Origin of the sequence: Streptomyces sp. NPDC050287 (assembly GCF_044459385.1) — a bacterium.
Classification (GTDB): Bacteria; Actinomycetota; Actinomycetes; order Streptomycetales; family Streptomycetaceae; genus Streptomyces.
In genome coordinates, this window is record NZ_JBITIY010000010.1 from 97,126 (window position 1) to 121,733 (window position 24,608).

General features: G+C 71.4%; 23 protein-coding genes and 2 pseudogenes. 14 read left to right on the plus strand and 11 right to left on the minus strand.

What is annotated here, in order from left to right; genetic code table 11:
• The first annotated feature begins 47 nt into the window (after positions 1 to 47).
• Complete coding sequence (ligD, locus tag ACIBK3_RS31675; protein ID WP_399370845.1) at positions 48 to 1,172, plus strand: non-homologous end-joining DNA ligase; 1,125 nt, start codon at positions 48 to 50, stop codon at positions 1,170 to 1,172.
• Here the strand turns inward: ligD and ACIBK3_RS31680 are convergent.
• A complete protein-coding gene (locus ACIBK3_RS31680) occupies positions 1,159 to 3,360 on the minus strand; it encodes an OmpL47-type beta-barrel domain-containing protein (protein ID WP_399370846.1) in 2,202 nt (733 codons plus the stop codon). The genes ligD and ACIBK3_RS31680 overlap by 14 nt on opposite strands.
• A complete protein-coding gene (locus ACIBK3_RS31685) occupies positions 3,360 to 5,855 on the minus strand; it encodes a ThuA domain-containing protein (protein WP_399370847.1) in 2,496 nt (831 codons plus the stop codon). The genes ACIBK3_RS31680 and ACIBK3_RS31685 overlap by 1 nt, the downstream gene beginning before the upstream one ends.
• A gap of 189 nt (positions 5,856 to 6,044) precedes the next feature.
• Here ACIBK3_RS31685 and ACIBK3_RS31690 point away from each other — a divergent pair, with 189 nt between their 5' ends.
• Both ACIBK3_RS31690 and ACIBK3_RS31695 read left to right on the plus strand, forming a co-directional pair.
• On the plus strand, positions 6,045 to 6,998 hold the full coding sequence (locus tag ACIBK3_RS31690) for a multicopper oxidase domain-containing protein (protein ID WP_399370848.1): 954 nt from the start codon (positions 6,045 to 6,047) through the stop codon (positions 6,996 to 6,998).
• A 59-nt stretch (positions 6,999 to 7,057) separates the two neighbouring features.
• Positions 7,058 to 8,134, plus strand: coding sequence for a LacI family DNA-binding transcriptional regulator (locus ACIBK3_RS31695; protein ID WP_399370849.1), 1,077 nt, complete (start codon positions 7,058 to 7,060; stop codon positions 8,132 to 8,134).
• A 37-nt stretch (positions 8,135 to 8,171) separates the two neighbouring features.
• Here ACIBK3_RS31695 and ACIBK3_RS31700 read toward each other — a convergent pair whose 3' ends face one another.
• Entirely contained in the window at positions 8,172 to 8,966 is a 795-nt protein-coding gene (locus ACIBK3_RS31700) for a VOC family protein (RefSeq protein ID WP_399370850.1), read from the minus strand.
• Positions 8,967 to 9,173: 207 nt separating this feature from the next.
• Between ACIBK3_RS31700 and ACIBK3_RS31705 the strand changes: the two genes are divergently transcribed.
• A complete protein-coding gene (locus ACIBK3_RS31705; RefSeq protein ID WP_399370852.1) occupies positions 9,174 to 9,419 on the plus strand; it encodes a WhiB family transcriptional regulator in 246 nt (81 codons plus the stop codon).
• Positions 9,420 to 9,667: 248 nt separating this feature from the next.
• Here ACIBK3_RS31705 and ACIBK3_RS31710 read toward each other — a convergent pair whose 3' ends face one another.
• From ACIBK3_RS31710 to ACIBK3_RS31725, 4 genes are all read right to left on the minus strand, one after another.
• Entirely contained in the window at positions 9,668 to 10,645 is a 978-nt protein-coding gene (locus ACIBK3_RS31710; RefSeq protein ID WP_399370853.1) for an acyl-ACP desaturase, read from the minus strand.
• Between the two features lie 209 nt (positions 10,646 to 10,854).
• Entirely contained in the window at positions 10,855 to 11,631 is a 777-nt protein-coding gene (gene ddaH / locus ACIBK3_RS31715) for a dimethylargininase (RefSeq protein ID WP_399370854.1), read from the minus strand.
• A 173-nt stretch (positions 11,632 to 11,804) separates the two neighbouring features.
• Positions 11,805 to 12,731 carry a serine hydrolase gene (locus tag ACIBK3_RS31720; protein WP_399370855.1) on the minus strand — a complete coding sequence of 309 codons (927 nt, stop codon included), beginning with the start codon at positions 12,729 to 12,731 and terminating at the stop codon, positions 11,805 to 11,807.
• Entirely contained in the window at positions 12,728 to 13,633 is a 906-nt protein-coding gene (locus ACIBK3_RS31725; protein WP_399370856.1) for a LysR family transcriptional regulator, read from the minus strand. The genes ACIBK3_RS31720 and ACIBK3_RS31725 overlap by 4 nt, the downstream gene beginning before the upstream one ends.
• A 200-nt stretch (positions 13,634 to 13,833) precedes the next feature.
• Here ACIBK3_RS31725 and bla point away from each other — a divergent pair, with 200 nt between their 5' ends.
• Positions 13,834 to 14,799 (plus strand): class A beta-lactamase, encoded by a 966-nt coding sequence (gene bla / locus ACIBK3_RS31730; RefSeq protein WP_399370857.1) that lies wholly within the window; start codon positions 13,834 to 13,836, stop codon positions 14,797 to 14,799.
• A gap of 223 nt (positions 14,800 to 15,022) precedes the next feature.
• Here bla and ACIBK3_RS31735 read toward each other — a convergent pair whose 3' ends face one another.
• Positions 15,023 to 16,648: an ABC-F family ATP-binding cassette domain-containing protein gene (locus tag ACIBK3_RS31735; protein WP_399370858.1), complete on the minus strand. Its 1,626-nt coding sequence runs from the start codon at positions 16,646 to 16,648 to the stop codon at positions 15,023 to 15,025.
• A 321-nt stretch (positions 16,649 to 16,969) separates the two neighbouring features.
• Here ACIBK3_RS31735 and ACIBK3_RS31740 point away from each other — a divergent pair, with 321 nt between their 5' ends.
• The gene (locus tag ACIBK3_RS31740; RefSeq protein ID WP_399370859.1) at positions 16,970 to 17,602 is read left to right on the plus strand and encodes a GPP34 family phosphoprotein; all 633 of its coding nucleotides are present in this window, start codon (positions 16,970 to 16,972) and stop codon (positions 17,600 to 17,602) included.
• Positions 17,603 to 17,704: 102 nt separating this feature from the next.
• On the plus strand, positions 17,705 to 17,845 hold the full coding sequence (locus tag ACIBK3_RS31745; protein ID WP_399370860.1) for a hypothetical protein: 141 nt from the start codon (positions 17,705 to 17,707) through the stop codon (positions 17,843 to 17,845).
• Positions 17,846 to 17,873: 28 nt separating this feature from the next.
• Here ACIBK3_RS31745 and ACIBK3_RS31750 read toward each other — a convergent pair whose 3' ends face one another.
• Entirely contained in the window at positions 17,874 to 18,290 is a 417-nt protein-coding gene (locus tag ACIBK3_RS31750) for an SsgA family sporulation/cell division regulator (RefSeq protein ID WP_399370861.1), read from the minus strand.
• A 248-nt stretch (positions 18,291 to 18,538) separates the two neighbouring features.
• On the opposite strand from ACIBK3_RS31750, the gene ACIBK3_RS31755 reads away from it, so the two are divergent.
• Complete coding sequence (locus ACIBK3_RS31755) at positions 18,539 to 19,690, plus strand: WD40/YVTN/BNR-like repeat-containing protein (protein ID WP_399370862.1); 1,152 nt, start codon at positions 18,539 to 18,541, stop codon at positions 19,688 to 19,690.
• 50 nt (positions 19,691 to 19,740) lie between these two features.
• On the plus strand, positions 19,741 to 20,079 hold the full coding sequence (locus ACIBK3_RS31760; RefSeq protein WP_399370863.1) for a plasmid stabilization protein: 339 nt from the start codon (positions 19,741 to 19,743) through the stop codon (positions 20,077 to 20,079).
• 10 nt (positions 20,080 to 20,089) lie between these two features.
• Here the strand turns inward: ACIBK3_RS31760 and ACIBK3_RS31765 are convergent, their stop codons facing one another.
• On the minus strand, positions 20,090 to 20,386 hold the full coding sequence (locus tag ACIBK3_RS31765; protein WP_399370864.1) for a YciI family protein: 297 nt from the start codon (positions 20,384 to 20,386) through the stop codon (positions 20,090 to 20,092).
• Positions 20,387 to 20,436: 50 nt separating this feature from the next.
• On the opposite strand from ACIBK3_RS31765, the gene ACIBK3_RS31770 reads away from it, so the two are divergent.
• Positions 20,437 to 21,126 carry an endonuclease V gene (locus tag ACIBK3_RS31770; protein WP_399370865.1) on the plus strand — a complete coding sequence of 230 codons (690 nt, stop codon included), beginning with the start codon at positions 20,437 to 20,439 and terminating at the stop codon, positions 21,124 to 21,126.
• Between the two features lie 77 nt (positions 21,127 to 21,203).
• On the plus strand, positions 21,204 to 21,350 hold the full coding sequence (gene mmpA / locus ACIBK3_RS31775) for a morphogenic membrane protein MmpA (RefSeq protein ID WP_399370866.1): 147 nt from the start codon (positions 21,204 to 21,206) through the stop codon (positions 21,348 to 21,350).
• Positions 21,351 to 21,473: 123 nt separating this feature from the next.
• Here mmpA and ACIBK3_RS31780 read toward each other — a convergent pair.
• Positions 21,474 to 21,839, minus strand: a pseudogene (locus tag ACIBK3_RS31780) (saccharopine dehydrogenase); the annotation flags it as partial.
• Here ACIBK3_RS31780 and ACIBK3_RS31785 point away from each other — a divergent pair.
• The 3 genes and pseudogenes from ACIBK3_RS31785 to ACIBK3_RS31795 all read left to right on the plus strand — a co-directional run.
• Positions 21,829 to 22,041: pseudogene (locus tag ACIBK3_RS31785) on the plus strand (hypothetical protein); the annotation flags it as partial. The pseudogenes ACIBK3_RS31780 and ACIBK3_RS31785 overlap by 11 nt on opposite strands.
• 44 nt (positions 22,042 to 22,085) lie before the next feature.
• Positions 22,086 to 23,216: a CaiB/BaiF CoA transferase family protein gene (locus tag ACIBK3_RS31790; protein ID WP_399370867.1), complete on the plus strand. Its 1,131-nt coding sequence runs from the start codon at positions 22,086 to 22,088 to the stop codon at positions 23,214 to 23,216.
• A 120-nt stretch (positions 23,217 to 23,336) separates the two neighbouring features.
• Positions 23,337 to 24,551, plus strand: coding sequence for an acetyl-CoA C-acetyltransferase (locus ACIBK3_RS31795; protein ID WP_399370868.1), 1,215 nt, complete (start codon positions 23,337 to 23,339; stop codon positions 24,549 to 24,551).
• Positions 24,552 to 24,608: the final 57 nt, after the last annotated feature.

Here is a 24,608-nt window from a genome sequence, read left to right on the forward strand (position 1 = left end):
GACCGCCCGGTGTGCGAGGTGTGCGCGCTGCGCCTACCGTGGCTCGCATGGGTGCAGCGGTGGAACTTCAGGCGGGCGGCCGGAGCGTGCGGCTGTCCAGCCCGGACAAGATCTTCTTCCCGGAGCGCGGCTTCACCAAGCTGGACCTCGCCCGCTACTACCAGGCCGTCGGCCCCGGCATCCTGCGTGCCCTGCGCGACCGGCCCACCACCCTGGAGCGCTACCCGGAGGGCGTGAGGGGCGAGTCGTTCTTCCAGAAGCGGGCGCCGAAGAACATGCCCGACTGGATCCCGACCGCGCACATCACCTTCCCCAGCGGCCGCAGCGCGGACGAGATGTGCCCCACCGAGGAGGCCGCCGTGCTGTGGGCCGCCCAGTTCGGCACCCTCACCTTCCACCCGTGGCCGGTGCGCCGCGACGACGTCGACCACCCGGACGAACTGCGCATCGACCTCGACCCGCAGCCCGGCACCGACTACGACGACGCCGTCCGCGCCGCCCACGAACTGCGCGCCGTCCTCGACGAGTTCGGCGGCCTGCGCGGCTGGCCCAAGACCTCCGGCGGCCGGGGCCTGCACGTCTTCGTCCCGATCGAGCCGCGCTGGACCTTCACCCAGGTACGCCGCGCCGCCATCGCCGTCGGGCGTGAGATGGAACGCCGGATGCCGGAGCACGTGACCATCAAGTGGTGGAAGGAGGAGCGCGGGGCCCGCATCTTCATCGACTACAACCAGACGGCCCGCGACCGCACGATCGCCTCCGCGTACTCCGTACGGCCACGCCCGCACGCCCCTGTCTCGGCGCCCCTGCGCTGGGAGGAGGTCGGGGTGGCCCACCCTGAGGACTTCGACATCGCGAGCATGCCCGCGCGCTACGCCGAACTCGGCGACGTGCACGCGGACATGGACGATCACCGCTTCTCCCTGGACACGCTGCTGGAGCTGGCGCGCCGTGACGAGCACGACCACGGGCTGGGTGATCTGCCGTACCCGCCCGAGTACCCGAAGATGCCGGGGGAGCCGATGCGGGTCCAGCCGAGCCGGGCGAAGAGGGCGGAGAAGCAGGTGGCGAAGAAGGCAGCGGAGACGGCGGCGAAGAGAGCGGCGAAGAAGGCGGTGCCCCAGGCGGCTCAGCCGCCCGAGGCACCGCCGTCAGGATCTACAACTCCTTGATCCGGATGTCCCGGTACGAGATCACATCCGTCGTGCTGTGCACCTGGAGCCCGATGTAGCCGGAGGCGAAGCGCCGGCCGTCCGTGCCCGGGTCGTCGTCGCGCGGGGGCGTGAACTCCTGACCGCCGATGTTGTCGAACTCGTTGATCAGGACGCCGTTGCGGTAGACCGAGTAGTGCTGGTCGACCACCCGGATCTCGTAGTCGTTCCACGTGCCCTTCTGGGTGACGCCCGCACCGGCGAGCCCCACCCGGTCGAAGCCGTAGACCGAGCCCGTCTTGTACATGTCGCCGTCGGGACGGTCGAGCACCTGCACCTCGTGCCCGTACTTGATGGCGGCCCACTCCGGCCGCGGCTCCTCCGGGTGGTCGAGGATCCACGGGAAACGCACGAACACACCGGAGTTGGCGTTACCGGTGCCCGGGGCGTCGTCCCGCCACTGCAGCTTGAGCGAGAAGTCGCCGTACTTGCGCTCGGGGAACCACAGCATGCCGAGCCCGTCCCGCGCGGTGCCCGAGGTGATCGACCCGTCCGTATTCAGTGCGAAGGAACCGCCGCCCACCTGCTGCCACTTGGCGAAGGAGTCCGCGGTGCCGTCCATGATCGTGCGGTAGCCCTCGGTCTGGCCGGGCTTGCCGATCCCCGACTGCCGGGCCGCCTTCTGGATCGCGTTGTATTCCCGCTGGTCGACGACCCCTTCCTTCAGGAGCTTGTCCAGGACCGTCTTCACATGCTTGAGGAACAGCGCGTGGGAGGTCCACTCCTTCTCGTCCTCGATCAACTCGTTGATCCGGCACCGGTTGTCGGTGACCCGGTTGGGCACACCCGAGTCGACCGTGCCGACGATCACCGTCAACCGCTCGTCGAACTCCGGGCAGTTCGGCGCGGGAACCTGGCCCCCGGCCACCACCGTGAAGCTCACCGTGCGGGCGGCGGAGGTGTTGCCCGCCTTGTCGGTCGCCCGGTACGCCACGGTGTGCGCACCCACGCGATCGACCACCACGGGAGCCGTGTACGCGAGGTACGGTCCGGCGTCGAGCGAGTACTCGATCCGGTCGACCCCGGTGCCGCCCTCGTCCGTCGCGCTCACGGTCACCTTGGCGCTGCGCACGTACGCGCCGTCGGAGTTCCGGGTGCCGTCGACGGTCACGCCCGTCACCGGCGCGGTGGTGTCCTGCGGGGTCGCCGCGACGACCGTGAACTGCACGCTCTTCTCGGCGGACACGTTGCCCGCCTTGTCGGTGGCCCGGTAGCGGACGGTGTGGGTGCCGACCTGGTGCACCATCACGGGGGCGGTGTACGGCTGCCAGGCACCGGACCCGACCGCGTACTCGATGGTGTTGACCCCGGAGCCGGTGTCGGATGCGCTGACGGTCACCGTGGCCATGTCGACATAGGTCCCGTCGGCGTTCTGCTCGCCGCCGACCGTCGCCGAGGTCTCCGGCGCGGTCGTGTCGCCGGTGTCCGGTGCGACGACCGTGAACCGCACGCTCTTCTCGGCGGCGACGTTGCCCGCCTTGTCGAGTGCGCGATAGCGGATCGTGTGGCTGCCGACCTGATCGACGACGACGGGCGTGGTGTACGGCAGCCACTCGCCGGTGTCACCGACCGCGTACTGGACGGTGTCCACCCCCGAGCCGCCCTCGTCCGTCGCGCTGATCGCCACGCTCGCCGAGCCGACGTACTCGCCCTGCGCGTTCTGTGCCCCGGTCACCCGGGCGGCCGTCTCGGGCGGTGTGGTGTCCTCGCCGCCGCCCTCGGTCACCACGAGGATGCCCTGCATCTGGCCGTGACCGGGGATCGTGCAGTGGTAGAAGTAGCGGCCCGGGGTGAGGTTGACCTCCGCGGTGTACCGGCCGCCCTGCGCGTCGTTGGGGTTGGCGAGGATGTTCAGCTGGACGTCGTTGTTGAACTCGGGGTCCGAGGTCACGAACGTCAACGTGTGCGGCATCCCGGTGGTGTTGCCGGTGGCGACGCTGTTCTCGAAGACGATCGTCGCCGCGCCCGCCACCGCCGTCGCCGGCGCGGAGGTGTACTGGGTGATGCCGTCACCGGCCGTCCAGGTGAGCACCTGGGCCGCGGCCTGACCCTGGGACTGCTGGGTCTGCCCCGCCGCGGGCAGTGCCTGCAGTCCGAGCACCACGAGCAGCGCGGCCAGCAGAGCCGTGAAGATTCTTCGTCGGCGCATCACTGCGTCCCCCTCGCCAGCTGATCGGCGGCCGGCGTGGGCCCGCCGCCCGTGTAAGTGACCCGCCACAGCGCCGACTTGGTGTCCGAGGTGAAGAAGCCGCGGCCGTAGTCGAGGACGTACAGCGCACCGTCCGGACCGAACTTCCAGTCCATGAGGTTCTTGATGCCGTCGTTGCCGATCGGCACGATCTTCTTCAGGGACTCCGAGTGCACCGGCAGACCGCCGTCGCCGTGGGTCTTCGGGTCGGTGATCACGGCGTTGCGCGGCTGGTCGGCGTCGTAGAAGTCGCCGACGAACCACTTGCCGTCCCAGTAGGCGGGCCACTTCGTCCCGCTGGTGCTCGCCGCGTCGTAGCGGTAGACCGGGCCGTTCATCGCGGCCTGCCCGCCGCCCTTGAGCCACGGCAGCAGATAGGTGGCTTCCTCCTGCTTGTAGGAGGGGATGCCGTTCGCGTCACGCGGGTAGTCGGGTCCGCCGCCCTGGGGCGAGTACCAGATGTTGTTGCCGGTGACCGGCGGCAGGTTGACCAGGCCGTCGTTGTTGGGCGACTCGTTCTTCGGGTGGTCGCAGTCGTACCAGCCCAGCGGCTTCGACGGATCCGGCAGGTTGCGGTCCCGGTAGGGCTGCTTGTTGCCCATGCAGTACGGCCAGCCCCGGTTGCTCGCCTTGGTGATCACGGCGAAGGTGTCGTACTTGGCGGGGCCCCAGGTGGTCGACGGAGCGCCCGCGTCCGGGCCGACCCAGCCCGCGTACAGGGTGTCCGTCTGCTTGTCGACGGAGATGCGCGCCGGGTTGCGGACGCCCATCACGTAGATCTCGCCGCGTGTCTTGCCGCCGCCCTCGTCGGTCTCCTTGCCGGTGAAGAGGTTTCCCTCGGGGAGCGTGTACGTCCCGTCGGGCTCCGGGTGGATGCGCAGGATCTTGCCGTTGAGGTTGTTGGTGTTGCCGGCGGTGCGGCGGGCGTCCGCGAAGGACACGCCCTTGTAGCTGGGCTGCGGGTTGTTGCCGGAGTAACCGTCGCTGAAGCCACTGGAGTTGTTGTCGCCGGTGGCGATGTACAGGTTGCCCTTGGAGTCCCAGGCCATCCCGCCGCCCGCGTGGCAGCAACTGTGCACCTGCACCGGCCACTTCAGCAGCACCTTCTCGCTGCTCAGGTCCAGCCTGTTGGTGGCGAGGTCGAGCGTGAAGCGGGAGACGCGCCGCTCGGCCATCTGCGTGTCGCGGTTGAGCTGCGAGTGCGGTGTGTAGTGCAGGTACACCCACCCGTTCTGCTCGAAGCGCGGGTCGAGCTCGATGCCGAGCAGACCCTCCTCGACCTTGACCAGTTCGTCGCCGCCGCCCTTGTTCCCGAACACCGTCAACTCGCCCGCCAGCGTGACCTTCTTGGTCGCGGGATCGTAGACGTGGATCTGCCCCTTGCCCTTGCCGATGTCGGGGTTGTTCCAGTCGGTGATCACGGGCTGGGAGGAGTCGGCGCCGCCCCGTCCGATGTAGAGCACCCGGCCGTCCGGCGCGGTGACCAGGCCGTGCGGCTCGCCGATCTGGTCGTTCTGGCCGGGCTGGTTGGGCTGGGTGAGCCGCTCGGCCTTGTAGTTGCCGGTGATCGTCGCCTTGCAGTCGGCCTGCACCAGGCGGGTGGTCCACAGCAGGGCGCCGCGCAGATGCGTACGGAAGTCGGTCTCGTCGTACGACGACACCGTGCCGCCCATACCGGTGTAGAAGGAACGGCCGCCGTCGTAGTCACGGCACCAACTCACCGGGTGATCCGAGCCGTTGGCGCTCGCACCCGGCTTGTACGTCGACTCGCGCACCCGGGCCACGGTGTGCACGTCCCCCGAGGGGTTCTTCGCCCAGTTGAACCACTGGTCGGTGCGCTTCCACTGGACCGGCAGGTCCTTGGTGGCCGGATGCCGGCGGTCACCGACCTCGACGGTCGCCCGCTGCACGGCCGTCGGACTCGACGCGGCGGGGCGGGCGCCGAGGAGACCGGTGAACCAGTCCGAGTACGGCTCCGCGCGTGCCGCGTCATGGATGCCGACGAAACCGCCGCCGGCCTCCATATAGGCCTCCAGGCCCGCCTCCTGCTCCGGGTCGAGGACGTCTCCGCCGCCGGTCAGGAACACGATCGCGTTGAAGCGGCCCAGTTTCGTCTCGTTGGTGAAGACCGAGGCGTCGTTTGTCGCCTCGACCTTGTAGCGCTGGTTCGTCGGGCCGGTGAGCCCGATCTTCTCGATCGCCTCGATCCCGGCGTTCACGACGGGCGATTCGTCGCCGGCCGCGGCCGAACCGTGGAAGATCAGCACCCGTACGTTCGCGCCGCCGGGCGGCGACTTGACGGACATCGTTGTCAGGGTCGGGTTCGGGTCCGGGCGCGCGGTGGCGGCCGGGCCCGACAGCAGACCGGCGGCGACGACCCCGGCGGCCACGGTGGCCACCCAGGTCCGTCTTCTGGTGTTTGTCGCGCCTCTTGTGCTCAACCCTCGTAAGTGCATGGGCGCCTCCTCGGTCACACGGGCAGCGCCAAGGAAGCTAGACCCCTTTGCGCGACTCGCCAATACCTATGACCGCAATCCCACGAACTTTGTCCTGGGTGTGGATAAACTGCCACGGGACCGCTAGCGTCTCTCAGGTTCATCACAGGTACGTCTCCGCAAATTCCGCCTCGAGGTGGGGAGTTCCGCATGGACAGACGTGGTTTCAACCGGCGGGTGCTGCTGGGTGGCGCGGTCGCCGCGACATCGTTGTCCCTGGGGCCCGAGGCGATGGGCGCCGCCACCCGGGCCAGGACGGCCCCGGCCGGCGGCGAGGTCAAGCACATCAAGCTGTACGCCGAACGGCTCGCCGACGGGCAGATGGGGTACGGCCTCGCGAAGGGGAAGGCGACCGTCCCAGGGCCGCTGATCGAACTCAACGAGGGCGACACGCTGCACATCGACTTCGAGAACACCATGGACGTCGCGGCGAGCCTGCACGTCCACGGCATGGACTACGAGTTCTCCAGCGACGGCACGAAGTCGAGCAAGAGCCACGTCGAACCGGGTGGCACCCGCACCTACACCTGGCGCACCCACGCCCCCGGCCGCCGCGCCGACGGCACCTGGCGGGCCGGCAGCGCGGGCTACTGGCACTACCACGACCACGTCGTCGGAACCGACCACGGCACGCAGGGCATCCGCAAGGGCCTCTACGGCGCTCTGATCGTGCGCCGCGCGGGCGACGTCCTGCCGGACAAGACGCACACCATCGTCTTCAACGACATGCTGGTCAACAACAAGTCCGGGCACTCCGGCCCCGACTTCGAGGCCACGGTGGGCGATCGGGTCGAGTTCGTGGTGATCACCCACGGCGAGTTCTACCACACCTTCCACCTGCACGGACACCGCTGGGCCGACAACCGCACCGGCATGCTCACCGGCCCCGACGACCCCAGCCGGGTGATCGACGACAAGATCGTGGGTCCGGGGGACTCCTTCGGTTTCCAGGTGGTCGCGGGCGAGGGCGTCGGAGCGGGTGCGTGGATGTACCACTGCCATGTGCAGAGCCACTCCGACATGGGGATGGTGGGGATGTTCCTGGTGAAGAAGACGGACGGGACGATTCCGGGATACGAGCCGCAGGACCACGGCGGCCATTGAGGGCCGCGCGCCGGTGGGCCGGGACTATCCTGACCGCACCCGCCGACGAGGAGCCCCACGTGTCCGAGACAGTCCCGCGTCCCACGCTGGAGGCCGTGGCCGCGCTGGCCGGCGTCTCGCGGGCCACGGCCTCGCGCGTGGTCAACGGCGGGGACGGAGTGCGGGAGCCGCTCGTGGAGCGGGTCCGGCGGGCGGTCGAGGAACTCGGGTACGTGCCCAACCAGGCCGCCCGCAGCCTGGTGACGAGACGGCACGACGCCGTCGCCGTGGTGGTCGCCGAACCGGAGACCCGGGTCTTCGCCGACCCCTTCTTCGCCCTGCAACTGCGCGGTATCAGCAAGGAGTTGACCGCCCACGACAACCAGCTCGTGCTGCTGCTCACCGAGGGCCGCGACGACCACGTCCGGGTAGGCCGCTATCTCGCCGGGGGCCATGTCGACGGGGCGTTGGTGTTCTCGTTGCACCTGGACGACCCGCTGCCCGGACTGATCCGCCGGGCCGGCATCCCGACCGTGTTCGGCGGGCGTCCCGGTTGGAGTGACGGCGAGCGCGGTGACGTCGTGTACGTCGACAGCGACAACCGGGGCGGTGCCCGCGACGCCGTACGCCACCTCGTCGGGCTCGGCCGCAGCCGGGTCGCCCACATCACCGGTCCGCTCGACCAGACCTCGGCCGCGGACCGGCTCGACGGGTACCGGGAGGTCATGGCTGACGCCGACCCACGGCTGGTCGTGCCGGGCGACTTCACCCCGGCAGGCGGCGAGCGGGCGATGCGGGAGCTTCTGGACCGCTGCCCCGACGTCGACGCGGTGTTCGCCGCCAACGACCTCACCGCCGCCGGTGCGCTGCGGGTGCTGCGCGAGCACGGGCGGCGGGTGCCCGACGACGTGGCCGTGATCGGCTTCGACGACATGCTGCCCGTCGCCGAACAGACCGACCCACCGCTCACGACGGTCCGTCAGGACATAGAGGGTATGGGCGGGCTGATGGCTCGGCTGCTGCTGCGCGGTCACGGTGATCGCGCCACGGCTCAGGACGCGGGGGAGATGGACGGGGCAGGGGGCGCGGGGGAGGCGGGGGGTAGGCCGGCCGGTGTCGTCCTGCCGACGACGCTGGTCCGCCGCGCCTCGGCGTGACCCGGGCCGTCGTGACCCCAGCCCCGATACCCCACTCCTAGCTCTGCTGCTGTGGCGGTGCGCTCTTGATCACCGCGAATCGGGCACCGTACGGGTCGGCGATCTCGGCGATCCGGCCGACGTCCGCCAGATCGGTGGGCGGCAGCCGGACCGTGCCGCCGCCGTTCTGCGCCGTGCTGACCGCCGCGTCGGTGTCCGGCACCTCGAAGTACGGCAGCCAGGCCGCTGACGTCGCCTTGGTGGGGGAGTCCTCCAGGGCGACGATGCCGCCGAACATGGCCTCCGCCTCGGTGCCCTGAGGATGGACGGAGGTGTAGGTGCCGCCGGCGAAGGGGAGGGCGGTGGTCTCCCAGCCGAACAGCGCGTGGTAGAAACCGGCCGCCGCGGGCAGGTCCGGCGTGTACAGCTCCAGCCAGCACAGCGAGCCCTGCTCCTGCACGACGTCCAGGCCCTTGTTGGCCGCGGGCTGCCAGAGGCCGAAGGTCACGCCCGCCTGGTCGGCGAGGATCGCCATGCGGCCCTGGTCCATGACGTCCATGGGCTGCATCAGCACCGTGCCGTGCGCCTGTTCGGCCGCCTTCGCGGTGGCGTCCACGTCCGGCGTCTGGAAGTAGACCGTCCAGGAGGGCGGGCCCTGCTCGGGACTGGTCTGCATGCCGCCCGCGGCTGTCCGGCCGTCGAGCTGGAACAGGCCGTAGCCGCCGACCTCGGGCGGGCCCGGCTGGAACCGCCAGCCGAACACGCTGCCGTAGAAGGTGGAGGCGCCGTCGATATCGGGGGTGCCGAGATCGATCCAGTTCGGAGCGCCGGTGACGTGACGGGTGGTGAGCATCTTGGTGCCCTCCTTTGAAGGGGCCCGCTGCCTGTACTGCCGAGTCTGGCACCGCCCACTGACAATCGCGCGGGTTCCGTCCACGTTGCGCGCGCCGCCGTGCGCCGCGGTGCCCGGCCGGGGCATCATCGGGCGGCCGGGGGCCGTGGACGGGGCGTTGATCCCGCGTTGATGGAATGTTTTTCGCCGCCCGGCACGATCTCCCGCATGCACATCGACACCATCACCCCGGCCGACTCCACCTGGCAGGCACAGGCCCTGTGCGCACAGACCGGGGCGGACTTCTTCTTTCCGGAGCCGGGCAGCTCGGTACGCGAGGCGAAGCGCATCTGCGGCATGTGTGAGATGCGGTCCGCGTGCCTGGAGTACGCCTTGGCCCACGACGAGCGCTTCGGCGTCTGGGGCGGCCTGTCGGAGAAGGAACGGCTGCAGTTGCGACGTACGCGACCGTGACGCCCCGGAGCGCCGTCTGAGCCTCAGCGGGCGGCGACCACTGCCGGTGTCACATTGCTGGATCTGACCTGACCTGACCTGACCTGGGCCTCGACCTGCCGCGGGTCCGGGCGCGGCGGTGCCCGGCGGGAGCGGCGACCCGTCAAGAGCGGGGTGGTGGCGCGCAGGCGGGCGGGCCGGTCGGTTTCCGGAACCGGAACACGCCGGTTCGATGCCGGCCGCCCGCCCCGCGCCCTCGTACGGCGGTGTCAGCCGGCCGCGCGGGCCGCCATCCGGGCCTTGCGCGCGGCGAGCTTCTCGTCGAACTTCGAGGCCTCCGCGTCCAGGCCGCCCATGTACAGGCCGAGTTCCTCCTGTGCCTTGAGGCCCTCGGGGCCGAGGCCGTCGATCTCCAGGACCTTCAGGAAGCGCAGGACGGGCTGGATGACGTCGTCGTGGTGGATGCGCATGTTGTAGATCTCGCCGATCGCCATCTGCGCGGCGGCCCGCTCGAAGCCGGGCATGCCGTGGCCGGGCATCCGGAAGTTCACGATCACGTCGCGCACCGCCTGCATCGTCAGGTCGGGCGCGAGGTCGAAGGCCGCCTTCAGCAGGTTCCGGTAGAAGACCATGTGCAGGTTCTCGTCGGTCGCGATGCGCGCCAGCATGCGGTCGCAGACCGGGTCACCGGACTGGTGGCCGGTGTTGCGGTGCGAGACGCGGGTCGCCAGCTCCTGGAAGGCGACGTAGGCCACCGAGTGCAGCATCGAGTGGCGGTTGTCCGACTCGAAGCCCTCGCTCATGTGGGACATGCGGAACTGCTCCAGCTGGTCCGGGTCCACCGCGCGCGAGGTGAGCAGGTAGTCGCGCATCACGATGCCGTGCCGGCCCTCCTCGGCGGTCCAGCGGTGCACCCAGGTGCCCCAGGCGCCGTCACGGCCGAAGAGCGAGGCGATCTCGTGGTGGTAGCTGGGGAGGTTGTCCTCGGTGAGAAGGTTGACCACCAGCGCGATCCGGCCGATCTCGGTGACCTTCGACTGTTCCTTCCGCCACGCCTCGCCGTCCTCGAAGAGGCCGGGGAAGTTGCGGCCGTCGCTCCACGGGACGTAGTCGTGCGGCATCCAGTCCTTGGCCACCTTGAGGTGCCGGTTGAGCTCCTGTTCGACCACTTCCTCCAGTGCGTACAGCAGGCGGGCGTCGGTCCACGCGGTGGACGGGCTGCTGAGGTGAGGGGAAGTGATCGTCACGGGTACTCCAGGGGGACGCGGAACAACAACGAGGGGCTTCCGGCGAGCGGTGCCGGGTAACTTACGGAATCGTAGGCTACGTATCCGTAGGTTACGAGACCGTAGGTTAAGAGTCGTGTAAAGATCCCTGATCAGCAGTGTTCGCCGAGCGTGGCAAATGGCTCAGGAAACGCAGGTCCGAGGGGCGGAAGAAGGTCCCGCGCATCCGGTCAGGCATACAACTCCCGCAACCGCACCGAGAGACATGTCACACAGCCCTCGAGCTTCTCGAACTCGCTGATGTCCACCTGGACGGGCTCGTGGCCGAGGTCGGCGAGCAGGTCCGCCGTCTTGGGCGCGCTCGCCGCCATCAGCAGCTTGCTCTCGCCGAGCAGCACCACATGCGCCCCGGACTCCTCCGGCACCGACAGGAAGCGCGGGAACAGCGACGGCCTGTCGACCTTCGGGATGTGACCGATGACGGTTCCGTCGGGCAGCGCCGTGACCGCCGACTTCAGATGCAGCACCTTGCTCACCGGCACGGCGACGACCCGCGCCCCGAGCGGCTCGAACGCGGCCCGCAGTTGCTGGACACCGGCCGCGTTGGTGCGCCCGCCCCGGCCCACGTAGATCGTGTCGCCGATCTTCAGCACATCGCCGCCGTCCAGCGTGCCCGGCTCCCAGATCCAGTTCACCGAGCAGCCCAGGCGGGCCACGGCCTCCTCGACGCCCATGGTCTCGTCCCGCCGGGACTCCGCGCCGGGCCGGGTGATCAGGGACACGTTCTTGTACATGACGACGGTGTCCTCGACGAACACCGAGTCCGGGAAGTCGTCGGCCGGATCCACCTCGACGGTCTCCCAGCCGTGCGTGCGCAGGGCCTCGACGTACGCCTCCCACTGTTCGAGCGCCAGGTCGACGTCGACCTTCTCGCGCTCGATGTGCGTCACCAGACCTTCGGCGAGGCGCGGGCTGGGGCGGCGGACGAGGGCCTTCTTGCTGGGCACGAGCGTGACTCCGTATCGGATGGGCGTGTCGGGAGCGCGCCGACGGGGTTTCCGGGATCGCCGGAATCCATAGGGCGTCAGCGGACCATCATGCAGCGCCGTCCCGGGTGACGACACCCCGGGGCGCCCGGGCGGCGGGGCGCCCCACCGGCTCAGGCCCGCCTGGCGGGTGCTCAGAGCGGCCCGGAGCGCAGGTGGTCGCGCAGACGGCGGGCGACCTGTCCCATGAGGGCCTCGGCGTCGGGCCGGCTGCCGGCGGCCACCTGCGACTCGGTCAGGGCGGCGACGGCGTAGGCCCGGCCGTCGGCGTGCTCGACGACGCCGACCTCGTGGCGCAGATTGAGCAGCGTGCCCGTCTTCGACGACCAGACGGAGGCGTCGGAGGCGAAGTCCGGGGCGAGGCGCTGGCGCAGCAGGTTGTCGGCGAGCAGACCGCGCAGGCGGGCGGCGACCTCCGGGTGGATCGCGGCGGGCCCGGGCCGGGGCCGCCAGAGAGCCTGGAGAAGGTCGACGAAGGCGCGGGCCGTACCGGTGTTGGCGCGCGAGACGTCCAGCTGCGGCAGCCGGTGACCGCGCCCCGGGGTGCCGGAGTCGATCGCGAGCGCGTACGCGAGATGCGCCTCCGCCCTCGCGAATCGCTCGAGCGGGGTCTCGGTCAGCTCGCCCATGGTGTGACGTACGGCGATGCCCCGCAGCCCGAACTCGTGCAGCAGCGCCGCGACCCGGGCGGGCGGGGTGAGCGCGAACAGCGCGTCGGCGGCGGTGCTGTCGCTGATGCAGGTGCTGAGGTAGAGCAGGTCGTCCACGGCGATCCGGGCGGTGTGCCGGAACCGGCTCAGGCCGGTCGGCCCGGGTGCGGTCGTCCGCCCGGGGGCCACCTCGATCGTCGCGGCGCCGTCGAGTTCACCGCGTCGGATGCGCTCCAGCGTCGCCAGGGCGAGCGGGACCTTGATGAGGGAGGCGACGGGGAACTCGATGTCGGGGTCGATGCCGATCTCCTCGCCCGTGTCCAGGTCGCGCACCCAGAACGAGCCGCCCAGCCCGCCGTCGCGCAGCGTGCGGCGCAGTTGCCCGAGCAGTCGCTCGGTCCCCGTGCTCATACGGATTCCTCCGGGTACTGACTGGCGCCGAGGCACCGGGCGATTTCCTCCCCGCACTCCCGGCCCGTGCGGGCGGCGTCGGCGTCGGCGTCGTCGGCCACGGCCAGGACGTACCCCCGTGCGAGGCCGGGGCCGAGTTCCCCGACGGGACGCCAGTGCAGGCCGAGTTCCCGGGCCTGCGCTCGCGAGCAGAGCAGCGCGTCGCCCCGGCTCAGCACGTCCGCCACGGCGACGGCCACGGCTCGGGCGACGGCCAGTTGGGCCGGGCGCAGCCCGACGGCGTCCCGCAGCCGCACCAGGCGGTCCCGGACATGCGGTACGTCGTCCTCCGGCTGGAGCCACACGCGGCGCGGCCGTCGCACGCCGTCGGCCCGGCCGGGGCGCAGGACGTCCAGGTAGAGCGGTCCGCCGCCCGGATCCTCCGAGACCGCCAGACCAAGCGGCACCGTCCAGGCCGCATCACCGGGCGCCACCGCCAGCAGGGCCGCGCGCACCTGCCGGGACATCACCAGGTCGGCGCGCTCCACCGGCCCGGCGGGGCGCGGGTCGAGCAGGATTCCCTGCTCGTGCGCCCGCGCGATGAGGTGGGCGAGGGCGCCGGTGGGACAGACGCCGGGGACGGCGAGCCGCAGGGGCCGGTGCCGTGCGGCCTCCGCCTCGTGGTCGAGCCGGTCGGCCAGCCGTACCAGCTGCTGCGCCAGCGGCAGCATGTCCCGGCCGAACGGGGTCAGCGTCACCGCGCGAGCGGACCGCTCCAACAACCGCTCGCCCAGGCGCTGTTCCAGCGCGGCGACCCGACGGCTCACGACCGACTGGGCCGTCCGGGCCGCCGCCGCGCCCACCGTGAAACTGCCGTACTCGCTCACATTGACGAAGGCACGGCACGCCGCGACAAGATCCACGCGACCACTATGCCAAAACAGCGGCGCCCCACTGGGCCGAAACCGCGCCGCGTCGCTATGCCAGAACAGCATGGGACGGCGTGCGGGCGTCTTGGACAACGGCCCTCTCCCCGCCGGAGGGTGGTGTCCGCCAAGGGCACTGTCCGCTGTCCTGGCCGGCGTTTCATGAGTCCCTTTTCGACGACTTGGAGGTCCCTCCCATGACGTACCCGCATCGCCTGCGCCGTGGCGCCGCCTGGGCGGCCGGCTTACTCGCACTCGCCGCGCTTCCCGCGTGCGGCCAGGAGACCGGGCCCGCGTCCGCCGCCTCCGCCGCCGCCTTCGAGCGGTCCGTCGAGCGGTCTGCCGAGAGGCCCGCCCCTTCCACGGCGGCACCGAAGTCCACCGCCGGTGCGTTCCGGCAGTTGGAGCGCGAGTTCGACGCGCGGCTCGGTGTCTACGCCCTGGACACGGGCACCGGACGGTCGGTGGCCTACCGGGCGGACGAACGGTTCGCGTACGCCTCGACGTTCAAGGCGTTCGCGGTGGGGGCCGTGCTCCAGCAGCGCGGACCGGCCGGGCTCGACAAGGTGGTCACCTACTCGCGCGACGACCTGGTCGAGAACTCGCCCGTGTCGGAGAACTTCGTCGAGACCGGGATGAGCCTGCGCGAACTGTGCGCCGCCACCCTCTGGTACAGCGACAACACCGCCGCCAACCTGCTCTTCGACGAACTCGGCGGCCCCGACGGCCTGGAGAAGGCCCTGGAGCGACTCGGCGACGACGTGACCGAGATGGACCGGTACGAGCCGGACCTCAGCGACGGCACACCGGGCGACCTCCGCGACACCAGTACCCCTCGGGCGATCGCGGACGACCTGCGGGCGTTCCTGCTCGGCAAGGCCCTGCACCGGGACGAACGCGCGCTGCTCAGAACGTGGATGGAGACCAACACCACCGGCGAGACGCTCATCCGGGCCGGCCTCCCCGCCGACTGGACCGTGGCCGACAAGAGCGGCAGCGCCGGGTACGGGGGCCGCAACGACATCGCCGTGGTCTGGCCGGACGACGGTGGCGATCCCGTCGTGCTCGCGATCATGTCCGGCCGCGACACACAGGGCGCCGAACGCCGGGACGCTCTGATCGCCAAGGCGGCGACGGTGGCGGTGGACGGCCTGGGACGCTAGGAAGCCGGGAGCGCCGGGACCGCCGCGCCGCCGGGACCGCCGCGCCGCCGGGACCGCCGCGCCGCCGGGACCGCCGGGGCGGGGCGACACCCGCGAGGGTCACGCCCGGCGGTGCCGGCGGCGCCCGCATCGATCCCGCCGGCTCACCTCCCGGCGCTCACGCCTTCACCGCCGGTGCCTGCGCAGGTGTTCCCCGGTGATGAAGTCGGGCATGCACCCGACGCTAGAAGGGATCCCCGACAGCTTCTGGCGCAATTTCCTTGAGTTCTCCGTCCTCCAGCAGCAGCCACCGCGTGATGCCGACCGACTCCAGGAACGGCAGGTCGTGACTGGCCACGATCAGGGCCCCCTCGTAGGACTCCAGGGCGGTCGTCAGCTGCCGCACGCTCGCCAGGTCCAGGTTGTTCGTCGGCTCGTCCAGCATCAGCAGTTGCGGCGCGGGCTCGGCCAGCATCAGCGCGGCCAGCGCCGCCCGGAAGCGTTCGCCGCCGGACAGGGTCGCCGCCTTCTGGTCGGCGCGGGCACCTCGGAAAAGGAAGCGGGCCAGCCGCGCCCGGACCCGGTTGTTGGTGGCGACCGGTGCGAACCGGGCCACGTTCTCGGCGACGGTCAACTCGCCGTCGAGGACGTCCAGCCGTTGCGGCAGGAACCGCAGCGGGACCTGCGCCTTCGCCTCCCCGGCCAGCGGCTCCAACTCCCCTGCGATCGTCCGCAGCAGCGTCGTCTTGCCCGCCCCGTTGCGCCCGATCAGCGCGACCCGCTCCGGACCGCGCAGGTCGAAACCGCCCGACACGCGCGCGCCGTACGCGAGCTCCAGGTCCAGGAGGGTGAGAACGGTGCGGCCCGGCGGTACGGCCGTGTACGGCAGGTCGACGCGGATCTCGTCGTCGTCCCGTACGGCCTCCACTGCCTCGTCCAGCCGGTCCTTGGCCTCGGCGAGCTTCTCCTCGTGCAGGATGCGGTGCTTGCCCGCGGACTCCTGTGCCGCGCGCTTGCGCGCCCCCATGACGATCTTCGGCTCGCGTTTCTGGTCCCACATCTTCTGCCCATACCGCTTGCGGCGAGCCAACTTGACCTGGGCTTCGGTGAGTTCGCGTTTCTGCTTCTTCAGGTCGGACTCGGCGACACGGACCATCCGCTCGGCGGCCTCCTGCTCGGTGGTGAGCGCCTCCTCGTACGCCGAGTAGTTGCCGCCGTACCAGCTGATCTCCCCGGCGCGCAGGTCGGCGATCTGGTCGACGAGGTCGAGGAGTTCGCGGTCGTGGCTGACCACGACCATGACCCCGGGCCAGGCGTCGACGGCCGCGTACAGCCGCCGGCGCGCGTACAGGTCGAGGTTGTTGGTCGGCTCGTCGAGCAGCAGCACGTCCGGTCGGCGCAGCAGCAGCGCGGCCAGCCGCAGGAGCACCGACTCGCCGCCCGACACCTCGCCGATGGTGCGGTCCAACCCGATGTGCCCGAGCCCGAGTTCGCCGAGAGTGGCGAGGGCTCGTTCTTCCACGTCCCAGTCGTCGCCGACCGTCTCGAAGTGCTCCTCGGCCACGTCACCGGCCTCGATGGCGTGCAGCGCGGCCCGCTGGGCGGCGATACCGAGCGCGTCGTCCACCTTCAGCGTGGTGTCGAGCGTGACGTTCTGCGGGAGGTAGCCGACCTCGCCGGCGACTCGGACGGTGCCGTCGACGGGGGCGAATTCCCCGGCGATCAGCTTCAACAGGGTTGATTTTCCTGAGCCGTTGACGCCGACGAGGCCGGTGCGGCCGGGGCCGAAAGCGACGTCGAGGCCCTCGAAGACGGGGGTGCCGTCGGGCCAGGCGAAGGCGAGGGAGGTACAGGTGATGGCGATGGACATACGGAGTCTCCGCGGTTGCTCGAAGCGATCAGGGGCAAACGCGTATCGAGACACCTGCGACCGGCGGGGAGAGGCCTCAAGAACGAGAAAGGTCCGGTTCCGAAGGAGACGGGCTCACAAGGCCCTGTTCCGGAGGACGGCTCGAACGCCGAGGTCGCAGACAGCGCACACACCTCGGGTGTGTGACGCGGTGTCTCGGAACCTCAGACGAGCAACGTCCTTCTCCTATCGACGGCAACAGAACCGCTGTACACCGTATGAACGGCTCCGACGGCTGTCAACGGATTAACGTGAACCCCCTCGACGCCCGAAGGAGACCCCGTGTCCCACGGCTCGCTCTCGCTCCCGGCCCGCCTGTGCCTGCTGGCCTGGGACAGCACGGAGGTCACCGGCGCCGGCCGGCTGCCCCCGCTTGTCCGGGCCGGGGCCCTCGTGGAGCTGGCTCAGCACGGCCTGCTCACCGACGAGGACGGCATCGCCACGCCCGCCGACCTGGACTCCGACACCGGGGACCCCGTCCTCGACGGCCTCCTCGAACTGGTCCGCGAGTCCCGGCCGCACCACTGGCACAGCTGGGTGAGCCTGCGGGCGCGGATCACCCTGGACGCCGTACGGGAACAACTGGCCGCCGGGGGCTGCCTGCGGGCGGAGAAACGGCGGATCCTCGGGGTGTTCCCGACCGTGGAGTACGCCCTGGTCCGCGGCCCCGTCGTGCAGGCGCTGCGCACACAGGCGCGGGCTGCTCTGCTGGGGTCGGTGCCGGTGGCGGAGATCTCCGAACGGGACGCGGCCCTCGCCGCCCTCGCGGACGCCGCGGGGCTGCTGCCGCCCGACAGCCGGCCCGCACCAGGACGCGCCGAACAGCTGACCGAGCGCGCCGGGGAGACGGCGGCCGTGCTGCGGACGGTGGTCCGGGAGGTACGCACGGCGAAGGCGGCTGCTGTGGCGTCGTGAGTCTCATGCCCATGGCGGGCGGCGCATCGACGGGCCGCTGAACGTGATGGCCGGTCCGGGCGCGCCGTCGGTCGCCGAGCCGGCCGCGCTCGGTGTCGCGCGGTGAGCGTCGGTTCGGGGATCGCCCAGGCCGCGCACGCCGTGGTCCGCCGCGCGGCGCGGGAGCTGCTGGACGCGGGGACGTACGAGTCGTTGACCGACGGGCTCGACTACGGCGAGCTCAACGCCCTGCTGGGACGGTGAGCCCGGGGTGTGGGGGGAGCCGGAAGCCTCAGCAGGCGTCCCGCATCAGCTCCGCCAGGTCGTGGTCCAGGTCCAGCTGGAGATGCTCCAGACCGACCGGGACCAGCTCGCCGGTCGCCTCGAGGAACCTCCGCAGCTCGCCCGAGCGGACGTGCACCACGGCGGTGCCCTCGGGGGCGTGGAACTCCAGGACCGTGCGGTCGTAGCCGTACGGACGCACCCGTACGTCGCCGTGGCCCTCGGATCCGTGGAGGCCGGCCGACAGCAGCTCACGGCTGAAGGTCCAGCAGACCTCGACGCCCTCCAGGGTGGCCGGGGCGGGGAAGGTCATACGGACGGCGAACGGGTCGCGCCGGTCGTAGTGCAAAGTCGCGGGGATGCTCGGCATCCGCGGCGCGGCGGCGACGAGACGGGCCTCGACGGGCTGCTCGATGACGATGGACAACGCCTTGCTCCCTTGTGACGGCGGGACGGACTTCCGGGGATGGATGAGGCCGGGCACTGGAAGAGACGCCGGAATGGCTCAATCCGTGCACACGAATATCGAGTGACCTCTGTCACCGCGTTCATTCACGCGAGTGATCCAGCTCATCGCCTGGGCCCGGAAGGGCACTTGGGGCGAGTGTGGCAAACCCTCACAGGGCGGACCGGTCGTCTGGACGGCACCTGGCTGGTGGGCTAGCTTCGCCCGCCATGAGGTCCTTGGGGAACACGCGGCTGACGAGACATACGGGCGGTGCGCGACGTGCGAGTCGTGCGATCGCGGTGGGAGCGGCCTGCGTGGCGGCTCTGGCCGCCCTGACGGCCGTACCGGCACAGGCGGGGGAGTCGCCTCCCCTGAGCCCGGACGCCCTGAGCCCGCACGCCGGGAGTCCGCACTGGCAGCTCAAGGACACCGGCAGCCCCGAAGTCCGCTTCCGGGGACTGGCGGCCGTCGGCCGGAACACCGCGTGGGTCGCCGGAACCCGGGGCACCGTGCTGCGCACCACGGACGGCGGAGCGAACTGGCGGAACGTATCGCCGCCGGGCACCGCCGAGTTGCAGTTCCGGGACATCGAGGCGTTCGACGCGCGGCGCGCGGTGGTGCTGGCCATCGGCGAGGGCGAGGCGTCCCGCGTGTACCGCACCGAGGACGGCGGCCGGACCTGGACCGAGTCCTTCCGCAACACCGACGCGAAGGCCTTCTACGACTGCCTCACCTTCTTCGACTCCCGCCACGGCCTCGCGATGAGCGACCCCGTGGACGGGAAATTCCGCATCCTGTCGACCGGTGACGGCGGCCGTACCTGGAAGGTGCTGCCCAGTGCCGGGATGCCGGCCGCGCAGGAGGGGGAGGCGGGCTTCGCGGCGAGCGGTCAGTGCCTGGTCTCCTCCGGTCCCCGGGACGTCTGGCTGGCGACCGGCGGGGCCGCACGCGCGCGGGTGCTGCACTCCTTGGACCGAGGGCTGACCTGGACGGCCTCCGACACACCGATCCCGGCAGGGGATCCGGCCCGGGGCGTGTTCGCGCTCGCCTTCCGCGACCGCGCGCACGGCCTCGCCGTCGGCGGCGACTACCGCCCGGACCAGACCTCCCCGCAGCCGGCCGCGCGTACCACCGACGGCGGCCGGGCCTGGCAGCCGGCCGACCGGCCGCCGCCCGCCTACCGCTCCGGCGTCGCCTGGCTCCCGCACAGCCGCACGGCCGCCCTCGCCGTCGGCCCGACCGGCACCGACCTCACCACGGACGGCGGCCGTACCTGGAGGACCGTGGACACGGGCTCGTACGACACCGTGGACTGCGGCCCGGACCTCGGCTGCTGGGCCGCGGGGGAGCAGGGGCGGGTGGCACGCCTCAAGTGGTGACGAACCGGAATGCGGGTACTCGGTCACGGACGCGAAAGGAGTGAGCGACCATGCCCGCAGGTTCAAGCTCCAAGCGGGAGCGCCAGTACGAGCACATCAAGGAGAGCGCGCAGGACCGGGGCGAGAGCACCGGACGCGCCAAGGAGATCGCGGCGCGGACGGTCAACAAGGAACGCGCCCGGTCCGGCGAGTCGAAGACCGCCAGCCGCAGCTCGACCAAGGACATGTCCTCCAGCAAGCGCGGCGGCCAGCGGTCGGGCAACCGGACGGGCCCCCAGGGCCCGACCCGGGACCAGTTGTACAACGAGGCCAAGCAGCGCGGCATCGAAGGCCGTTCGAACATGAACAAGGACCAGTTGCAGCGCGCGCTGAGCCAGAAGAAGGGCTGAGCCGCTCGACTCAGCCGAGCGTCTCGCGGTACCCGTCCAAGGCCGGCGCGGTCTTGGTGGCGGCGAACTCGGTGATGCGGTACGTGCACACGCCGCCGGTGGAGAAGGGATCGCCGGCGGCGATCTCCTCGGCCTGCTCACGACCCTCGACGGCGGCGAGGATGATCCCGCCGTCGCGGGGGTTCTTGGGCCCGGCAGCGAGGAAGACGCCCTTTTCGAAGTGCTGGTCCAGCCACGCCACATGGGCGTCCAGCAGGGCGTCGACGGCATCGAGCGGGGCGGTGTGGGTCAGCTCCAGTACGAACATGATCACGAGCCTACGCCGCCCGGCTCACGGCCCGTAGGCTCGTGCCCATCATGACGACCGTGCGCATTCCCGCGGGCTGGCCCGCGACCGAGGATGAGGCCCGCTCCGTGCAGGACGAACTGCGAGGGCGCGTGGTGCTCGACGAGCCGGGCCCGCCGCCCGGCACCGGCCGGGTGACCGGCGTCGACGTGGCCTACGACGACGAGCGCGACCTCGTCGTGGCCGCGGCCGTCGTCCTGGACGCGGCCGGCCTCGTCGTCGTCGCCGAGGCCACGGCCGTCGGCCGCGTCTCCTTCCCGTACGTGCCCGGCCTGCTCGCGTTCCGCGAGATCCCCACGGTCCTCGCCGCCCTCGACGAACTGCCCTGCCCGCCCGGTCTGGTGGTCTGCGACGGCTACGGCCTCGCCCATCCGCGCCGCTTCGGCCTCGCCAGCCACCTCGGCGTCCTCACCGGCCTGCCCACGATCGGCGTCGCCAAGAACCCCTTCGCCTTCGTGTACGACGATCCCGACGTCCCGCGCGGCAGTACGTCCCCCCTGCTCGCCGGCACCGAGGAGGTCGGCCGCGCCGTGCGCACCCGGGACGGCGTCAAACCGGTCTTCGTCTCCGTCGGCCATCGCGTGAGCCTCGACAACGCCTGCGCGCACACCCTGGCGCTGACCCCGGCCTACCGCCTGCCCGAGACGACACGACGGGCGGACGCCCTGTGCCGCGCGGCACTGCGGGAAGCGGCTGCCTAGAGCGGAGCGGTCTGAGTACGTCGTCTGAGTACCTGTACGGATGTGGGGCCGTCGTCCCGCTCGGCAGGCTGTGCCCCATGACTTCGCACCGTGCTCACAAGCCCCTCGCCGACCCCGACCGCCCTGTCGAGCGCGCCGTGGTGGCCGGGTTGGTCCTCGCCACGCTCGCCGGGCTCGCCTGGATCGTCGGAATGATCTACACCGTCGTGCAGTGGCCGCTGTAGGCGCTGGGACCGTCGTGCGGTGACCGCTGTAGGCGCCGGGACCGTCGTGCAGTGGCCGCTGTGGGCGCTGGGACCGTCGTGCGGTGGCCGCCGTAGCCGCCGGGCGGCCACCGGGCGGCCGGGTCACCGGCTCGCGGCCACCCGGAAGGTGATCCCGGCCCGCCGCAGCCGCTCCGTCAGCGCGTCGCCCATCGCGACCGCCGTGGTGACCTGACCGGCGGTCGGCGGCAGGTCGTCGAAGGCCAGGGACACGGCTCCCTCGGCGAGTATCTTCGCCGTCTCGCCGTATCCGGGGTCGCCGCCCGCCACCTCCGTGTACACGCGCCGGCCGCCGCCCTCACCGACGAAGCGGACGTTGAACCGGCTCTTGGCGCGCTGCTCCGGGCCGGGACCCTCCCCGGGCTTGAGACGGTCCGACAACCAGTGCCGCACGGGCGGCAGTTGGGCGGCCGCGACCAGCGCGCCCACGGCCGCGACCCTGGGCAGGGCCGGCTGGGTGAGCATCCCGCTGGAACCCCAGGGCGCCCCGGTCGCGGAGCCGCTGTGCGACTGGATCGAGGAGAGCTACCGCGCCACCGCCCCCAAGCGGCTGACAGCGGAGCTGGACGCGGTCGCTGACCGGGCCGATACCGGCCACAATGGGCTAAGCGCTTGCTCGCTCGGGCTTGTGCCCGGTACGACCCGTTCCTAGCATCACTGGTGTTACAGCAGTCGTGTCACAACCATGGGGGCCGAATGGCAACGACGCCGGAGCAGGGCCCGCTCAGCGGCACGCGCGTGGTCGAGCTGGCCGGTATCGGGCCCGGCCCGTTCGCCGCCATGCTCCTCGCCGACCTGGGTGCCGACGTCGTCCGCGTGGACCGGCCCGAGGGCCCCGGACTCGCGATCGACCCGGCGCACGACATCACCAACCGCAACAAGCGCTCCGTGATCATCGACCTCAAGGCGCCCGGCGGCCCGGCCCGCGTCCTCGACCTCGCCGCACACGCCGACATCCTCGTCGAGGGCTACCGACCCGGTGTCGCCGAACGCCTCGGCATCGGCCCCGAGGCCTGCCACGCCCGCAACCCGAAGCTCGTCTACGGCCGGATGACCGGCTGGGGCCAGGACGGCCCCCTCGCCCCGCGCGCGGGCCACGACATCGCGTACATCGCCCTCACCGGAACCCTCGGCATGATCGGCCCCCCGGACGAACCCCCGCCCGCCCCCGCCAACCTCCTCGGGGACTACGCCGGCGGCTCCCTCTACCTCGTCGTCGGCGTCCTGGCCGCACTCCACCACGCGCGCGCGACCGGCACCGGCCAGGTCGTCGACGCCGCCATCGTCGACGGCACCGCCCACCTCTCCGCGATGATCCACGGCATGATGGCCGCCGGTGGCTGGCAGGACCGGCGCGGCGCCAACCTCCTCGACGGCGGCTGCCCCTACTACGGCACCTACGAGACCGCCGACGGCCGGTACATGGCGGTCGGCGCCCTGGAACCCCGGTTCTACGACACGTTCCTCGCCCTGCTCGACCTCACGGACTTCGCGGACGCCCGCAAGGACTGGACCCGCTGGAGCGAGCTGCGCGAGGCAGTCGCCGCCCGCTTCAAGTCCCGCACCCGCGACGAGTGGGCGGCCGTCTTCGAGGGCACCGACGCCTGCGTCGCCCCGGTCCTGACGCTGCGCGAGGCCCCGCACCACCCGCACCTCGCCGCCCGTGGCACCTTCACCGACCACGACGGCCTCACCCAGCCCGCGCCCGCGCCCCGCTTCTCGGCCACCCCGACCACCGTCCGCACGGGCCCCGCCCGACCGGGTGCCGACACCTCGGACGTGGCCCGCGACTGGGATGTGCCCGGCCTCCTCAAGGGCCACGCATGAAGGGACACGCATGAAGCGGCAGATCTTTTCAGGCGCCGCCGTACAACGAGCAGTGGGAGAAGGACGGCATCGTCTCCCGCGATTCCCGCTGGGCCGACCCTCACCCGAAAGGCTTGACCTGTGAGCACCGAAGCGTACGTGTACGACGCGATCCGCACCCCGCGCGGCCGCGGCAAGGCGAACGGCGCCCTGCACGGCACGAAGCCCATCGACCTGGTCGTGGGCCTCATCCACGAGATCCGCGCCCGCTTCCCGGGCCTCGACCCGGCCGCCGTCGACGACGTCGTGCTCGGTGTCGTCAGCCCCGTCGGGGACCAGGGCTCCGACATCGCCCGGATCGCCGCCGTGGCCGCCGGACTGCCGGACACGGTGGCCGGCGTCCAGGAGAACCGCTTCTGTGCCTCGGGCCTGGAGGCGGTCAACATGGCCGCCGCCAAGGTGCGTTCTGGCTGGGAGGACCTCGTCCTCGCGGGCGGCGTCGAGTCCATGTCCCGGGTGCCGATGGCCTCGGACGGCGGCGCCTGGTTCAACGACCCGATGACCAACCTGGACGTCAACTTCGTGCCGCAGGGCATCGGTGCCGACCTCATCGCCACCATCGAGGGCTTCTCCCGGCGGGACGTCGACGAGTACGCGGCCCTCTCGCAGGAGCGCGCGGCCACCGCCTGGAAGGAGGGCCGCTTCGACCGGTCCGTCGTCCCGGTGAAGGACCGCGGCGGTCTCGTCGTCCTCGACCACGACGAGCACATGCGTCCCGGCACCACCGCCGACTCCCTCGGCCGGCTGAAGCCGTCCTTCGCGGACATCGGCGACCTGGGCGGCTTCGACGCCGTGGCGCTGCAGAAGTACCACTGGGTCGAGAAGATCGACCACGTCCACCACGCGGGCAACTCCTCCGGCATCGTCGACGGCGCCTCGCTGGCCGCGATCGGCTCGAAGGAGGTCGGCGAGCGCTACGGCCTCACGCCCCGCGCGCGGATCGTCTCCGCCGCCGTCTCCGGCTCCGAGCCCACCATCATGCTCACCGGCCCGGCCCCGGCCACCCGCAAGGCGCTGGCCAAGGCCGGGCTGACCATCGACGACATCGACCTCGTAGAGATCAACGAGGCCTTCGCGGCCGTGGTGCTCCGCTTCGTGAAGGACATGGGCTTGTCCCTGGACAAGGTCAACGTCAACGGCGGCGCCATCGCCCTCGGTCACCCGCTCGGCGCGACCGGCGCGATGATCCTCGGCTCGCTCGTCGACGAACTGGAACGCCAGGACAAGCGGTACGGCCTCGCCACGCTGTGCGTCGGCGGCGGCATGGGCATCGCCACGATCGTCGAGCGCGTCTGAAACCCCGGCGGAATCCGGATCCGATCCCGAGCCGACTCCTGAGCCGAATCCCGGACC

What these genes read in the sequence shown, in the direction of transcription:
- ACIBK3_RS31700 (WP_399370850.1), bottom strand. Translation starts at nt 8,966, where the DNA reads ATGCTCACCACCCGTCACGTCACCGGCGCTCCGAACTGGATCGATCTC.
- mmpA (WP_399370866.1), top strand. Translation starts at nt 21,204, where the DNA reads ATGACTTCGCACCGTGCTCACAAGCCCCTCGCCGACCCCGACCGCCCT.
- ACIBK3_RS31720 (WP_399370855.1), bottom strand. Translation starts at nt 12,731, where the DNA reads ATGAGCACGGGGACCGAGCGACTGCTCGGGCAACTGCGCCGCACGCTG.
- ACIBK3_RS31680 (WP_399370846.1), bottom strand. Translation starts at nt 3,360, where the DNA reads ATGCGCCGACGAAGAATCTTCACGGCTCTGCTGGCCGCGCTGCTCGTG.
- bla (WP_399370857.1), top strand. Translation starts at nt 13,834, where the DNA reads ATGACGTACCCGCATCGCCTGCGCCGTGGCGCCGCCTGGGCGGCCGGC.
- ACIBK3_RS31760 (WP_399370863.1), top strand. Translation starts at nt 19,741, where the DNA reads ATGCCCGCAGGTTCAAGCTCCAAGCGGGAGCGCCAGTACGAGCACATC.
- ACIBK3_RS31790 (WP_399370867.1), top strand. Translation starts at nt 22,086, where the DNA reads ATGGCAACGACGCCGGAGCAGGGCCCGCTCAGCGGCACGCGCGTGGTC.
- ACIBK3_RS31735 (WP_399370858.1), bottom strand. Translation starts at nt 16,648, where the DNA reads ATGTCCATCGCCATCACCTGTACCTCCCTCGCCTTCGCCTGGCCCGAC.
- ACIBK3_RS31690 (WP_399370848.1), top strand. Translation starts at nt 6,045, where the DNA reads ATGGACAGACGTGGTTTCAACCGGCGGGTGCTGCTGGGTGGCGCGGTC.
- ACIBK3_RS31770 (WP_399370865.1), top strand. Translation starts at nt 20,437, where the DNA reads ATGACGACCGTGCGCATTCCCGCGGGCTGGCCCGCGACCGAGGATGAG.
- ligD (WP_399370845.1), top strand. Translation starts at nt 48, where the DNA reads ATGGGTGCAGCGGTGGAACTTCAGGCGGGCGGCCGGAGCGTGCGGCTG.
- ACIBK3_RS31755 (WP_399370862.1), top strand. Translation starts at nt 18,539, where the DNA reads ATGAGGTCCTTGGGGAACACGCGGCTGACGAGACATACGGGCGGTGCG.
- ACIBK3_RS31685 (WP_399370847.1), bottom strand. Translation starts at nt 5,855, where the DNA reads ATGCACTTACGAGGGTTGAGCACAAGAGGCGCGACAAACACCAGAAGA.
- ACIBK3_RS31765 (WP_399370864.1), bottom strand. Translation starts at nt 20,386, where the DNA reads ATGTTCGTACTGGAGCTGACCCACACCGCCCCGCTCGATGCCGTCGAC.
- ACIBK3_RS31705 (WP_399370852.1), top strand. Translation starts at nt 9,174, where the DNA reads ATGCACATCGACACCATCACCCCGGCCGACTCCACCTGGCAGGCACAG.